Source organism: Acinetobacter sp. CAU_H_29a_1 (genome assembly GCF_058599505.1).
This window is the reverse complement of sequence record NZ_CM178655.1, coordinates 3,170,547-3,184,661: the sequence shown is the minus strand read 5'-3', so window position 1 is coordinate 3,184,661 and position 14,115 is coordinate 3,170,547. Positions and strand designations below refer to the sequence as shown.

Annotated in this window: 12 protein-coding genes; 1 reads left to right on the top strand and 11 read right to left on the bottom strand. The window is 43.5% G+C overall.

Annotation, left to right across the window (positions count from 1 at the left end; translation table 11 throughout):
• Positions 1–86 precede the first annotated feature (86 nt).
• The 10 genes from AC4MDD_RS15965 to AC4MDD_RS15920 form a co-directional block, all read right to left on the bottom strand.
• Positions 87–1,451 carry an ATP-binding protein gene (locus AC4MDD_RS15965; protein ID WP_491882004.1) on the bottom strand — a complete coding sequence of 455 codons (1,365 nt, stop codon included), beginning with the start codon at positions 1,449–1,451 and terminating at the stop codon, positions 87–89.
• A 38-nt stretch (positions 1,452–1,489) separates the two neighbouring features.
• On the bottom strand, positions 1,490–2,992 hold the full coding sequence (locus AC4MDD_RS15960) for an AAA family ATPase (RefSeq protein WP_004692691.1): 1,503 nt from the start codon (positions 2,990–2,992) through the stop codon (positions 1,490–1,492).
• Between the two features lie 11 nt (positions 2,993–3,003).
• The gene (gene hisIE / locus AC4MDD_RS15955) at positions 3,004–3,786 is read right to left on the bottom strand and encodes a bifunctional phosphoribosyl-AMP cyclohydrolase/phosphoribosyl-ATP diphosphatase HisIE (protein WP_004978775.1); all 783 of its coding nucleotides are present in this window, start codon (positions 3,784–3,786) and stop codon (positions 3,004–3,006) included.
• Positions 3,787–3,975: 189 nt separating this feature from the next.
• Positions 3,976–5,262 (bottom strand): FAD-dependent oxidoreductase, encoded by a 1,287-nt coding sequence (locus AC4MDD_RS15950; RefSeq protein WP_491882003.1) that lies wholly within the window; start codon positions 5,260–5,262, stop codon positions 3,976–3,978.
• Between the two features lie 12 nt (positions 5,263–5,274).
• The gene (locus tag AC4MDD_RS15945; RefSeq protein WP_491882002.1) at positions 5,275–6,333 is read right to left on the bottom strand and encodes an SMI1/KNR4 family protein; all 1,059 of its coding nucleotides are present in this window, start codon (positions 6,331–6,333) and stop codon (positions 5,275–5,277) included.
• 72 nt (positions 6,334–6,405) lie between these two features.
• Positions 6,406–7,482, bottom strand: a complete 1,077-nt coding sequence (locus tag AC4MDD_RS15940) for a patatin-like phospholipase family protein (RefSeq protein WP_491882001.1) — start codon at positions 7,480–7,482, stop codon at positions 6,406–6,408.
• 162 nt (positions 7,483–7,644) lie between these two features.
• Positions 7,645–9,264, bottom strand: coding sequence for an ABC1 kinase family protein (locus tag AC4MDD_RS15935; protein WP_491882000.1), 1,620 nt, complete (start codon positions 9,262–9,264; stop codon positions 7,645–7,647).
• 12 nt (positions 9,265–9,276) lie between these two features.
• Entirely contained in the window at positions 9,277–9,948 is a 672-nt protein-coding gene (locus AC4MDD_RS15930; protein WP_489774253.1) for a ubiquinone biosynthesis accessory factor UbiJ, read from the bottom strand.
• 23 nt (positions 9,949–9,971) lie between these two features.
• Positions 9,972–10,916 carry a bifunctional demethylmenaquinone methyltransferase/2-methoxy-6-polyprenyl-1,4-benzoquinol methylase UbiE gene (gene ubiE, locus AC4MDD_RS15925; protein WP_039890287.1) on the bottom strand — a complete coding sequence of 315 codons (945 nt, stop codon included), beginning with the start codon at positions 10,914–10,916 and terminating at the stop codon, positions 9,972–9,974.
• A 167-nt stretch (positions 10,917–11,083) separates the two neighbouring features.
• Entirely contained in the window at positions 11,084–11,788 is a 705-nt protein-coding gene (locus AC4MDD_RS15920) for a DUF8198 family protein (RefSeq protein WP_114836923.1), read from the bottom strand.
• Between the two features lie 195 nt (positions 11,789–11,983).
• Between AC4MDD_RS15920 and pap the strand changes: the two genes are divergently transcribed.
• Positions 11,984–13,411 (top strand): polyphosphate:AMP phosphotransferase, encoded by a 1,428-nt coding sequence (gene pap, locus AC4MDD_RS15915; RefSeq protein WP_234965199.1) that lies wholly within the window; start codon positions 11,984–11,986, stop codon positions 13,409–13,411.
• Between the two features lie 53 nt (positions 13,412–13,464).
• Here the strand turns inward: pap and AC4MDD_RS15910 are convergent, their stop codons facing one another.
• On the bottom strand, positions 13,465–14,007 hold the full coding sequence (locus tag AC4MDD_RS15910) for a hypothetical protein (RefSeq protein WP_004692676.1): 543 nt from the start codon (positions 14,005–14,007) through the stop codon (positions 13,465–13,467).
• Between the last annotated feature and the right edge of the window lie 108 nt (positions 14,008–14,115).

Below are 14,115 nucleotides of genomic sequence, written 5' to 3'. Positions count from 1 at the left end.
GCACTTTCTCAGTGCAAGAAATGTAAAAAAAGCGACCATTGGTCGCCTGTTTTTGAGGGTTAAAATAGATATGCTTATGCAGCAGGCTAAGTTAATGGATTTGCCGATGAAGCATCATCCTCAGCACTGAGTAAAGCAATCAAATGCTGTTGCTGTTCGGGAGAGAGTTGCTGCTGTATTTGTGTGAATAATTCAGCCACACGTAAATCTTGGGGTTCAGCCGCAATCGGTTCGATGCTTCCACTCGTCGCTTCATGATTGGCAAGGTTTTGGTAAATCACATCGAACTGATGTTGCAGTGGTTCGAGTTGGATCGGACTTAATTGCTTATTTTCCAGTTTGAGGCATTGAAACTCACTGGCTTGTTCCAGCAATTCACTTCGGTTGCCTGAGGCGATAATTTGTAGTCGAGGAAAAGCCTGATTTAAACGTTTTAAAATGACTTGCGCCATATTTTGATCCAATTGATGATCAATCGCGTCAATCAACAGTACGCCGTCACCTTCTAAACAGGGGAACAGGCTTTCAGGGTTGAGTAGGCATAAACGTCGCACAATATCGCCAACGAGCGCCACCCAGTTGCGGATACTATTGGAAAGCTGTTGATAGAGCATGCTGTTGCCATGGTAGCGCACCATCAGTTGTAACTTGGGATGATATTGCAGATAAATATCTTCTATTTCGGGCAGAACGGTTGCTAACGCTTGCTTGAGTGCTTGTAGGCTGGGCGACTGGATATGTGCTTGAGCCTGAGCCAGTTTATAGCTTAAGGGAATATCGGGTGGCATGCTTTTGGGCTGATGCAATATCGTTTGTAAAAACTGTGCAGTTTGCGCATTTTCAATATCGCTGATTTCACGAAACCACTCAAAGAAGCGCGCAAAGGTGGTATAGGGAATAGCTGAAATTTCATAGGCATGTGCATGTTGGAAAATCAGGGGATTGTTCTTGCTGAGAATATTCATTTCATTGACAAAACGTTCCGCAGGATAATACGCAATCAACGGCAAACCTTGCAGTGGATCTTGTAGCGTTGCCTGCTGATATAGATTGACCAGTTGTTCGAGTTCCAAGGTTTCAACTCGGCTGATGCCAATGCCTTGTTGGTTTAAGGTTTTGTAGAGTTGCCATGTATAGGGTTCGGGCGCAGTATCGGCTGCCGTAGGTTTGAGATCATACAGCTCAGCGGGCACAGCAACTTGAATATCAATTTTGGACTGTAGGCGGTTCAGCATAATATCGTGATCTAACATCACCACACCTGCAGAGCGTAAATCTTTATAACGGGCCGCAAACCAAGTCAGAGCCTGATAGCTAAAACGTAAGATCGAGGTCTTGCCTGAGGCTTGATCGCCTAAAATTAAAGTGACGGGTTTATCGTGATAAGAAAAATCGACTTTAAGGTCAGCAAAATGCAGGATGTGTTTCAGGTGAATCGATTGAATTTTCATAGAACACCCGCAGCGGTTGTGACTATTTTTACATTCGACTATCCAACAACTTTACGTAATGAGCTTGGCATTTGTTTTTTCAGCTGTTGCATCAGGTCGTAAATGTGATGGATATTTAAACTTACTTTAGCACGTGTACAGGCCACGTAAAGCAGTCTTAACTCTTCATCACTAATTTTATGGTCTTTGTCGTTGACCTTAAACTGATAATCATCTTCGATGTGAACGCGGTTCCACTCTAAGCCTTTGGCTTTGTGTGCGGTGGAAATAATATAATCCGCTTGTTCAATCGGCGTAATCTTTGCAAGGGCTTTTTTGAGTGGATCGGTGCCATGATCATCCACCAATTTCACTAAAGGCTTGATGTCACTGCCGTCATTGGTTTCGCAGTATTCATGTACATCATGCCAAGAATTAAACCAGGCCAGTTCAGGCACATCGGTGACGCGCTTACCTTGTTTCAACATCGCTGCGGCATCGACAAAGCGGTTCAGTTTGACATGGTCGGCTTGTAAGCTGACTTTGTCGCCATGAACTAATCCTGAAAGCAGCAGTTCCATAGCGCGCGCATTGGTGCGACATAAAATCGCATCGCGCATTTTGGTATGGGGTTTGTTGACCACTTTGGAGTTGAGCAGAGGGTTACCCATGAGCGGCACGGTTTCATTCAAGGCGCCTAAAATAGCATTGGCATGCAATGCAATCTCTTCACCAAAACGGAACGAGGTGGTGAGACGTGACTCAGGCAAAGGCAGTTGTTGCATGGCATTGACAGCACCGCGCCATGCATAAATTTGTTGGTGTGCATCTCCGACATAGATCACTTGTGTATTGCGCTGTTTCAGTAAGATGCCCAACATCAGTGGGTCAGCATCTTGTGCCTCATCAAACAACACATAGTCACTTGGGATATTGGGTTCAGACAGCGCCCACAGTTTTAAATAAATATCGTGACCAATCCCAGCCTGATGGTTGGGATCAATCGACTCTAACCAACGTCGTTCAATGGCAGGGTAGAGGTGCTTTTGTAGTGAATCGATATCATCGGGATGTAACCAGCTCGGTGCTTGCAAATGTCGCGGTGCAGGATACTGAGAACTGGTTGAACAGAAGTGACTCACAGCATTGGCCACAAGGCTGGCCAAGCGTGATGGCATCAACACATATTTTTCATAACGTCCGCCCATCATCCGTCTTAGGGTGATGGGTTCAAGGCGGTATTCTTTGGCAATAAAACTCGGACTTAAACGAGGCAGACGAAGTTTGTCCGTCACTCCACGTGGAACACTGCGAAAAGCAAGCGAGTGAAAGGTTCGGCAGTCGACATTGCCATGAAACTTCGTTTGCGCTTCGCTGGCAATGGCTTTGTTGAACGCTAAATACATGCCACGTCTTTGTGGCATGGCATCACTAATCATTTGCAGTGTGGTGGTTTTACCTGTGCCTGCATAAGCAATTACTTTAAACGATTTACCCAGACGCGCGTTATCAATGGCAATAGCTTGCTCATAAGTCGCGCTCGGTTTGATGATATTCGACACAGGCAATAAACTTAGTGGCTGCGGTTGGCTTTTTCAAGCAAACCAGAAAGCCCTTGACGACGTGCCAATTCATTAAGAACCACTTGAGGGTCTAAGTCGAAATAGCCTAAAACCACAATCGTATGGAACCAAAGATCTGCCACTTCATAGATCAAATCATTTTTATGGTCTTCATTGGCTTCAGATTTAAAATCTTTAGCCGCGATAATGGTTTCAACCGCTTCTTCACCGACTTTTTCTAAAATTTTGTTGAGACCTTTATGATACAGCTTCGCAACATAAGACGAGTCAGGATCAGCTGCTTTACGCTCAGCCATCATTTGACCGAGGTAGGACAAAACTTCAACTTGCTCAGACTGCGCCGTTGAGGCATTCATTGCCAATGTATGTGGATTTTTCGATTTTTCGCCATAAATCGCGTTCGGGTCTTTGAGCTGTGCATCCACAATTTCCCAGCCATTTGGCGTGAGTTTACGGTAGAAGCATGATTCACGCCCTGTGTGACAGGCAATTCCGCCGTGCTGTTCAATTTGCAGCACAATTACATCGGCATCGCAGTCGAGACGAATTTCATGTACGGTTTGAAAATGCCCAGATTCTTCGCCTTTGTGCCATAACTTGTTGCGTGAACGAGAGAAATATACGGCTTGGTTTTTCTCAGCCGTCAAAGCCAAAGCTTCACGGTTCATCCATGCAACCATCAAGACACGTCCCGTTTGGTGATGCTGTGCAATGGCAGGGACTAAACCTTGTTCGTTAAATTTTACTTCATCGAGCCATTGCAAATTGTTCATAAGATTTCACCAAGCGAATAAATATTGAGAGTGTTACGATGTTAACGTAGCGCGCTATAGTCTACGTGATTTAAACAGAATAGAGGAGAAACTTTCTACAGTTATCTCACAGCGGCTTAATTGATATATTTTAGAAATTCAACCATCAGTCACCCATCCAAAGCGGATGACGATGATTGTCATCGTATTCTACACAGAATGATTGTTTTGTTTTGCAATATCCCGATAGTTCATTTGACTGAGCATGCCTAATTTTAAACCTGAAATTGTCACCGCCATTTCTTTACGGAAATAGGGAATTCGATACATCCAAGCAAAGCTTAAATCACGTAAACCACCTGCCCACCATAGGTCAGATTGGTAAAGTGGTGTGAGTAAACGACTTAAAAATTGATAGAACGCCGTCGAACTTTGACGGTGTTGATGGTAAGTTTGCCAGAGTTGGACATAATCAAGGGCTTCATTTTTTCTTGCGCTTTGAACCGCTTGCCCCAAAGCCCATGCATCTAAAAGGGCCATATTTGCACCTTGCCCCAGTTGTGGACTCATGGCATGTGCTGCATCACCCATGACACCAATACGACCCTCACCAAACTTAGACAGTACTACATCACGATAATTTGCCGTCAACCATTGTGATTTTTGTTCAGGCTGGGCAATGACTTGTTCTAACCAATCCGCAGCAGGTTTCCAACGCTTAGACACTTGGTTTAACCAGTCTGAGTGAGCTTGTGAATTGTGTAGAAAGTTATTTAGCTGATGGCTTGGAAGACTCCAAAACACACTCGACAGTCTTTGCTTGGGTTCATGCGGGACTGCACCTGTCGGTAAGATGCCCATCATCATTTTAGAGCGATCATGAAACTGATGTAAAATTTCTGTATCTAATTGAAGGCATTCGGGAACAATCGTCCATTTCGCTCCCCAAGGATAAGCTTGATCAATCTTTACCCATTTTTTGGGTCTTAAAAGGCTACGTGCGCCATTGGCAACGATTACAGCATCAAAATCTTGATCAAATGATTCATCATCTTTTGTACCTAAAACTCGGACTTGATTGGATGTTTCTTCTAATTTTTGAATGTCGGTATTCATATACCACGTAATGAGTTCAGGATATTCACGGCATTTATTTTCTAAAACATGACATAACGTTGCTCGATGAATCCCTACCCCATAAAAATCAGGATGCGCTTGTTGATAATGGCTATTCACCAATAAATTTCCACTCGGCAATTGACCTTTGAGCCCAGTGACTTTTGCACCGAGTCTTAAAACCTCATCTAAAAGACCTAAATGCTCAAAAACAGCTAAACCAGAGGGCTGTAGTAACAGTCCTGCTCCGACAGGTTCAAGTTCTGTGGCTTTCTCTAAAATACTGACTTGAATATTTTGGCGAGCCAGTAAAATCGCAGTGGCTAACCCTGCGGTTCCTGCACCGATGATGGCGAAGTGGGGGGAGTGATTAGAAATCATAGATCGAATGATTTAACCATTTTCTAAGATGAATGCATAACGAATATCATCCGATTTTTTTAATTGGCCGATGTTGATTTGAATGAAATCCTCTAATGAGCTTGCAATCACATTTCTTTCCCAAGATTCATTTTGTAATTCAATAATTTGACCATATTGCCCTTGTTCACTAGGATCAAGATCAATCATTAAATAATCACCATTTCTCCCTTCTGCAAACGGAATCCAGTTGGGATTGGTATAGTCACTTATTTTTGTTCGAACATCATAATTTGGGTAATTCGAGTGATCGAGATTTTCTCCAGTATTGAGTTCAACATTATGTTGCCAATGCTTATAAATATCTTCAAAAGGCAGTAAATCGTAATTCCAGCCCTTCACAAAAAAAGTAAAGATAGCTGTAACCGGATTCCAATACACATTATGAACTTTATAAAAACTGGTTAAAACTTCAGGCATATGCATCTCATTTTGCATGTGGATTTCCTGAATGTCTTGACGCTGTATACCGTGCTTTAAATTATAATAATTATTGTGTTGGGGAACGATACTATGAATTGCATTGAGCCAATTTGACCATAGGATTTGAAAATGGGCATATTCTGGAGCTAAGGCTAAGGGTTCTGGTATTTCAGATTTAATATAGGCTGAGAAACTAATCCCATCGATTTGCTGGTTTTTTAAATCGCCATGAAACCATGCATAAACGTCATGTGCAACTAAGGCTTTGTTGCGGTCGCCTTCATAAATAGGAATACGTAACTCAGGATGTTTAAAAAAATAAGAGATTGCTTCATGTTGGCCATAATGGAATTTTCCCTTAAAGGCATGTTTTGGAGCGGCATCATTTTCTCGACGTTTAAATGAAACATCAATTGTATCAATAAGATGATCTTGTTTAGCATAGGCTGTGATACCAAGTTCATCCCAAACATAGATTGTATTGGTTTCGCAGTTTAAAACCCGATGCGTTGTATCCAGTACAGAAATCAATTTTTCTGTTGGAATGGGGAAGTTAAGGGGGTGTTGGTTTAATAAAAAAGTATTTTCATTTAAATTAATTGTTAGCATAGAAAAAATGTAATCTCGATTTTTCTTTATTTGGTCAGATTAAACAAGATTACATTCATGCGCAAATTTTGTTTATAAATCTTGTATGACCTGTGCAAAATGCTGTTTTTCCACCATTTCCAAGAACTCATCGCCTAAGCGCTGACTTTCAGAAATACATTGGTTCCACATTTGAATGCGCTGTTTTTGGTCGAGCCCTTTGAGGGTGAAATCTTTACGATCGGGCAGGCGTCCTAAAGGTAAGCTCTGTAAATAGTCTTGGGACGGAGACAATAGCAGCGTACGCGCTTGATTTTCAGGATTGGCGCGACGTTTAAACAGTTTATCAAACCAACCGGGCGTAATGCTGTCCGTAAAGTGCGGATAAAGCACAATGCCTTGACTCTCAAAAGGCAGATCGATGTGGTAGTCAATCAGACCACCATCACGATAACTGCCTTGTGGTGCATCTGGAATATCGCGAATTGCGGCCATCACGCCTGGAATAGAGGCTGAGGCAATCAGCCAAGGCAGAACGTTTGCAGCGGTGAGACTGTGATAATGAGTGAGGAAATCATCCTCCACTTTAAATTGTGTACCATTGCTGGGCTGACTAATCACCCGTTGCATAAAGTGGCGACTATGCTTTCGCGCAACAGCGGTTGTACCGATGATACCTGCGACAGAGGCCAAGAGCGGGAGAACTTGGTCACTTTGAAAGATGTGTTGAGCCTTAATCGAGAGTACCGCGAGGTGGTAATCGGGATGATTGACCAATTCCGCTTCTTTGCCTTGCACCAAGTCGAGCAGCATGCCACGGCAAATATCACTGACTTCTTGACGCTGCATTTTTTTGTCAAAATACAGGTTGGTATAGAGTTCACCTAAACGTTCGGTACCTGCTTTTGCACCGTGCGCTAAGATGCTGGCAAAGCGCCAACTGCCAATCGACGAACCAATCAAAGTCCGTCTTTGCGGCGCACGAGCAAAGAATTCACCAAAAATAGCTTGGTCTAAACCTTGAATCCCGATGCCTTTGGGCCCACCTGCGGCACCGGGTACAATATCGACCTGTTCAGCTTGTAAGCCTTCAGTTTGAATGAGTTGACGTGCTAATTTACCTGCACGAATGCTTAAAGCTGGAGGGTGTTTATGCAGGATTTGAGTCATCGTTATCATTCAAAATAGACAATATGTATTGTCATTTTAACTGACGAGAGAACGAGCGCATTGGCAAAAGTGATCCAAGAATGACTTGGGAGTCACTTCCTATATAAAACCTAAACATAAAAAAGCCTGAGAGACTCAGGCTTTTAATACAGCAGAAAGCGTCTATTTAAACACGCGCCACAGCGCCAGTAAGCTGGTGAGTACAATTAAAATCACTGAAATAAACCAAGGCGAGATAATCGCAATCGACAGCAAAATGGCCATGAGACTGCCAAAAATCCAACTGCGCTTTTGCTGATGTTCCATTTGCAGGCGCATGCTTTGTAGTTCATTGAGCTGTTTAGCATGCCAAACTGATTGGTTTTTGAGACCATTTAAGCTATCGACCAACAGCGTCGGGAAGTCTTGTGCCCCTAAAAGTAAGTCCGGAATTTTTTGTCCCAGCTCTTTTAGGTTCTTCTGTGGATTCATTTGCGCTTTGATCCAATCGGTCAGGATTGGCTTTGCCAAACTCCAAATGTCCAGCTCTGGGTAAAGGTCTGTACCTAAACCCTCAACATGCACGAGGGTTTTAAGCAGCAGCATCAGCTGTGGCGGAATTTCCAAATGGAAGCGTCGTGCAATATCCATTACCTGAATCAAAATGCCCGCGAAGTCCAATTCATGCATAGGTTTGGACACCATTGGCCCGACCGTGCGACGCATTTCACGTGCTAGTGCATCTTGGTCTGTGCCCGGTGGAATCCAACCAGCTTGATGCACGATTTGAATCAGTTGCATAAAGTCGCTGTTCATGACCGCAAGCAGCATACGTGCCACGGTCATTTGGTCATGCTTCGACAACTCACCCATAATGGCACAGTCTAGTGCAATATAGCGGGGTTGGCTTGGGTTTAGGGTTTCAACGAAGACATTGCCCGGATGCATGTCGGCATGGAAAAAGTTGTCACGGAAGACTTGGGTAAAGAAAATGGTTAAGCCTTTTTCCGCCAGATCTTTACGATCCATTCCCAGCTTTTCGAAGGTTTCAATGTCTGAAATCGGAACGCCGGTAATGCGTTCGGCCACCATCACGTCTTTGCTATCCATATAGACTTCAGGCACATACATCATGCTTGAGCCTGTAAAGTAATGACGCATACGACGGGTATTGTCGGCTTCTAAGGTCAAATCCAGTTCATTTAAAATGACTTGACGATAGTCCTGAATAATTTCAGATAAGTGCAGTGCACGCGCGGCTTCTAGGCGTTTTTCTAGAAAATCACCTAGCCATTCTAAAATTTCAAAGTCTTGTAAAATTTGACTACGAATAGCGGGACGGGTGACTTTCACCACCACTTCGCGACCATCATGTAAAGCGGCCGTATGTACTTGAGCAATCGAGGCTGCTGCCAAGGGTTGTTCGTCGAAGCGAGCAAACAGCGTGTTTACATCGGCTTTTAGTGAGTCTTGAATGCGCATTTTCGCGACATCAGAACCAAAGGGTTTGACACGGTCTTGGAGTAGAACCAGTTGTTGTAGCACTTCAGGTGGAATCAGGTCACGACGAGTAGACAGCAGTTGTCCCATTTTAATCGCCAGTGGTCCCATTTCCTCTAAAGCTTGTTTGAGCTTCAGTGGGTTTTTTCGTTCACGACTGGACCATGCCGCAGGGTGCATACGAATTACACCCAGCGCATGGCGCGCTTTTTCAGGCAATTCTTCCGCAGGAAACAACGTGTCGAGTCTATAGTGCGCGGCAATGCGCCAAAGTTCGAGTAAACGTGAAACGTGCGGAATCATATATGTAAATACCTAGTTTTGAGTTGAGTCTTGAGTGTCAATCTGTGCTTGAAGTTGTTGAATTTTGGCTTCGGCACGATCTAAGTTTTGATTAAAAATGCGGGTATCTTGATGCAGATCATCCATTTGCCAACGCGGGGCAAATAGACCACTGTCTTCTTTCAAGGCATCTTCAGCAAAAAACAAATGACTTTGTAAGGCCTGTTTGATGTGTTTTGGTGTCAGCTGAATTTTGGCCAATTCATGCGCCAAACTTGGGCCAATCCACGGGCTTAAATACGCAGCCAAGTCCGGCTCAGCGTGTTGCATAATCCGTTGAATATCCTGTAGAAGGTGATAATCACCTTGGAGTGGGATAGTACCGACATCATCTGCCAGTAATAGCTTGAGCAGCTCAACCACATTGGCTACCGTTAAAGTTGCGGTTGCTGGGGTGTGAGATTGAGCTTGGTCAAAAGGGCGTTGTTCGAAAATGGACGCTGTTTCACTATGCCCTGTAACGGTAGGTTCTAAGCGCACTTTGGCTTGGTCAAAGAACACATCTACAGACAGTTGCGGGGACGCGATCACCACACGTAACATCTTGCCTTGTAGTTCATTGAGCTGGATGCGAGTGATCGCATCCAAATTAATCACATGATGAATTAATCGTTCAATTGCACCGAGTGCCAGAATCGACCACATAATTTGCCCTTAAACGTTTAATTTTAAAGTTTAAAACCACGGTGTACAGCAACGATACCGCCTGTCAGGTTGTGATAGTCGCAGTTTTGGAAGCCTGCATTTTCCATCATGCCTTTTAGCGTGCGTTGGTCTGGGTGCATACGAATGGACTCGGCTAAATATTTATAGCTTTCTGAGTCATTGGCAATAATTTTACCCATGATCGGCAGTGCGGTGAACGAGTATAGGTCGTACAGTTTTGAAAACGGTTCAAATACAGGTTTAGAGAACTCTAATACCAGTAGGCGACCACCTGGCTTAAGCACGCGGTACATCGCAGCAAGTGCTGCATCTTTATCGGTCACATTACGTAGACCAAATGAGATCGTGAGTAGGTCAAAGCTGTTGTCTTCAAATGGCTCTAAGGTTTCAGCATTGGCTAATACGAAGTCAACATTGGTACAGCCTGCATCAATTAAACGATCACGCCCCACATTCAACATCGATTCATTAATGTCTGAAAGTACTACATGACCAGTAGGGCCGACTTCACGACTAAACACTTTAGCCAAGTCACCTGTCCCGCCAGCAATATCTAATACGCGTTGACCACGACGTACCCCTGACATATTGATCGCAAAGCGTTTCCATAGACGGTGAATACCAAAAGACATCAAGTCATTCATAATGTCGTATTTGCTTGCAACCGAGTGGAAAACTTCCGCTACTTTTTGCGCTTTATCTTCACTGCTCACCGTCTGGTAACCAAAGTGTGTGGTATTGCCGACGTTGCCTGTGTTAGCACCGCGAGGAAGATTGTATTTAGGTACAGAACCCGTCACTGGGGTATCAGTCAACTGTTGTTGTAATGATTTTTGTTGACCTTGCGCCGTACCTTGGGGTAATGGTTCAGTTAAAAATGGACTCACTTTGTCTGTGTTTTGTGCCGACTCTTGAGTAGCGGTAGGCGTTTGATTTTCATTCGACATGGGAGTCACTCCTAACATAGCAATAGGGTAAATGTTGCAGTGCATGCATGATGACAGATTCTAGGACGTTGTACAGTAACCATCATGCAATTGTGCTGAATAATATACAGAAAAACAGCAGAGCTATGCAGCCACTGCCTTATTTTTATCAAGGAATAATCTGAAATTTACTGAAATGGGTATAGATGACCCGAATGTACTTTATCAATAATTTGACGTTCCACCGCAGTAAAGTCTTTCACAAATTTCTCCGCCGACTTTAGCGGTTTCATGGCCAAAAAGCCATCTTGCATAAAATCATACATGATATTGAAGTTATATTTGTTGGCCGTCCCTTTACACATCTTAAAAGCGGTATAGACCATAAAAGAGCGCATGTATTTATCGAGGTTCTTACCCAATTGATCGAGTAAATATAGCTGTTTCAAGCGTTCTTCGCCTTGTTCTAGTTTTAAGTAGGCTTGGCGCATCAAATCATCGGTTAAGGCTTCATAGGGATGGTGATCTTTCAGCAATTGCATTGCTACTTGTTCATCCAGTCGCACCGCCAAAATCGCCAACTCAACCCCAGAGGTACCGGTTTTAATGGCATTTTCAGGAATTAATTTCTCTGCTTTGTGCGCATATTTGCTCAAGCGCGCAATTTGTCCCGCCAAAGCATCAAAATCTGGGCCACCATATAAACGGTTGATAAAATACTCGGCCATCAACAGATTTTGCTTTTCTGTGAAAGTTTTGTTGTGGGTACGCTGCATTCGCTGTTTTTGCCAAGTTTGCACATCTTGTAAACGTTGGAAGAGCACCGAATCTTGATGATAATGCAATTGGTAATACTGTTCTAAAAGCTCATCGAGGGCGGCGAGTTTGGACATTTGCTGTCTCAGTTCTATTTAAAGATAGCTAAATCTTAGTGCGTGATGACGGAACTCGCTATGACAAAGTGACAAAAAAACTATTTATTTGTGGTCAGTTTGATGTAGAAGTAGTCAAAAGATACATATGAAAATCATCTAGACCATCATCTTTTAGGATCTAGTGATCTGATTAAATAGAAAAAAGGAGGGGTAATGGATACAGAAACGATCGCCAGTACAGTGCTGAACGAAGAACAGCTTTCACTGGACTTAATTGAAGCGCAATATGCGTTGATGAATACCCGTGATCAGAGCAATGCAAAAAGTTTAGTGATTTTGGTCAGTGGAATTGAACTTGCGGGTAAAGGCGAAGCGGTGAAACAGCTGCGCGAATGGGTCGATCCGCGTTTTTTATATGTCAAAGCCGATCCACCGCACTTGTTTAATCTAAAACAGCCTTTTTGGCAGCCCTATACTCGATTTGTACCTGCCGAAGGGCAAATTATGGTGTGGTTTGGTAATTGGTATGGGGATTTGTTGGCTACGGCTATGCATGCTTCAAAGCCTTTGGACGACACTTTGTTTGATGAATACGTCAGCAATATGCGAGCCTTTGAGCAGGACTTAAAAAATAACAACGTAGATGTCTTAAAAGTTTGGTTCGATTTGTCATGGAAGTCTTTGCAAAAGCGTCTGGATGACATGGACCCGAGCGAAGTGCATTGGCATAAATTGCATGGGCTAGACTGGCGCAATAAAAAACAATATGACACCTTACAAAAGCTACGTACGCGCTTCACCGATGACTGGCAAATCATTGATGGTGAAGATGAAGATTTGCGTAATCACAATTTTGCACAAGCGATTTTAACGGCACTACGACACTGCCCAGAGCATGAAAAAAAGGCCGCGCTAAAGTGGCAGCAAGCACCGATACCGGATATTCTGACTCAGTTTGAAGCCCCTCAAGCTGAGGATGCAAACTATAAAGCAGAGTTAAAAAAACTCACTAAACAAGTGGCCGATGCCATCCGCTGTGATGATCGTAAAGTGGTGATCGCTTTTGAAGGTATGGATGCCGCTGGGAAAGGGGGGGCGATTAAGCGCATCGTGAAAAAGCTCGACCCGCGAGAATATGAAATTCATACCATTGCCGCACCTGAAAAGTATGAGTTACGCCGTCCTTACCAGTGGCGTTTTTGGAGTAAGTTACAGTCGGATGACATCACTATTTTTGATCGGACGTGGTATGGACGCGTTTTGGTAGAGAGGATAGAAGGCTTCGCAACCGAGGTAGAGTGGCAACGCGCTTATGCGGAAATCAATCGTTTTGAAAAAAACCTTAGCAACAGCCAAACCGTGCTGATTAAGTTTTGGCTGGCGATTGATAAAGATGAACAAGCAGCGCGGTTTAAAGCCCGCGAAAGTACTCCGCATAAACGTTTTAAAATTACCGAAGAAGATTGGCGCAATCGCGACAAATGGGATGACTATTTAAAGGCAGCCGCGGATATGTTTGCACATACCGATACAGGTTATGCGCCTTGGTATATTATTTCCACCAATGATAAACAACAGGCCCGAATTGAAGTCTTAAGGGCAATTTTAAAACAGCTCAAAGCGGATCGCGACACAGATTAAAAAGCATAAAAAACGGTCATTTGACCGTTTTTTATAGAGGTGGATTTAGTTCTTTAACTTAAGGGAATTTGGGTCACTGGCGCTGCAACAGGAACACCTTGTTCGGCGGCTTGTTTCAGTTGAATGCCTTTGGCGAGCTTATACGACTCTTCCACATGAGTTTCCGCAATTTTTTTCATCACGACATAACCCAAGCTAGCCGCAATCATCTGTCCACCAAGAGGAATGAATTTAGTGACTTGTTTGGTGATGTATTTGGCTGCCATGTTATTGAGGGATTTCTTCACGGCTGTACGTGCCACCACCAGTCCAGAGAACTCCACGCCACGTTTACGCAGTTCTGACCAATGTATTTGCTTGGTTTCTGGGTCGTAAACACTGACTTGCTCAGGGGTTAGGCCAAAGCGGGCGTTAATTTCGGGAATCAACTGCGACAATATGCCCACATCAATCACCACATCAAGGAAAGGGACTGGAATAACCGCTGCACCTGCGGAAAAATAGGCGCGCTTTTTGACTAAGTCCAAACATTCTTCGCGGATTTGTTCTAAATTTAAAGAGGGATCAATTTTTTCTGGAATGTGCTCTAATTTCATTTTCTAAATCCTAAAATATCCTGATTCACATTGATTCTAGTTTTGCTTAAAGTGCGTATTTTAAAGCAAATTTTAAATAGAAATATGTCATCAAAGTGACATAGACAG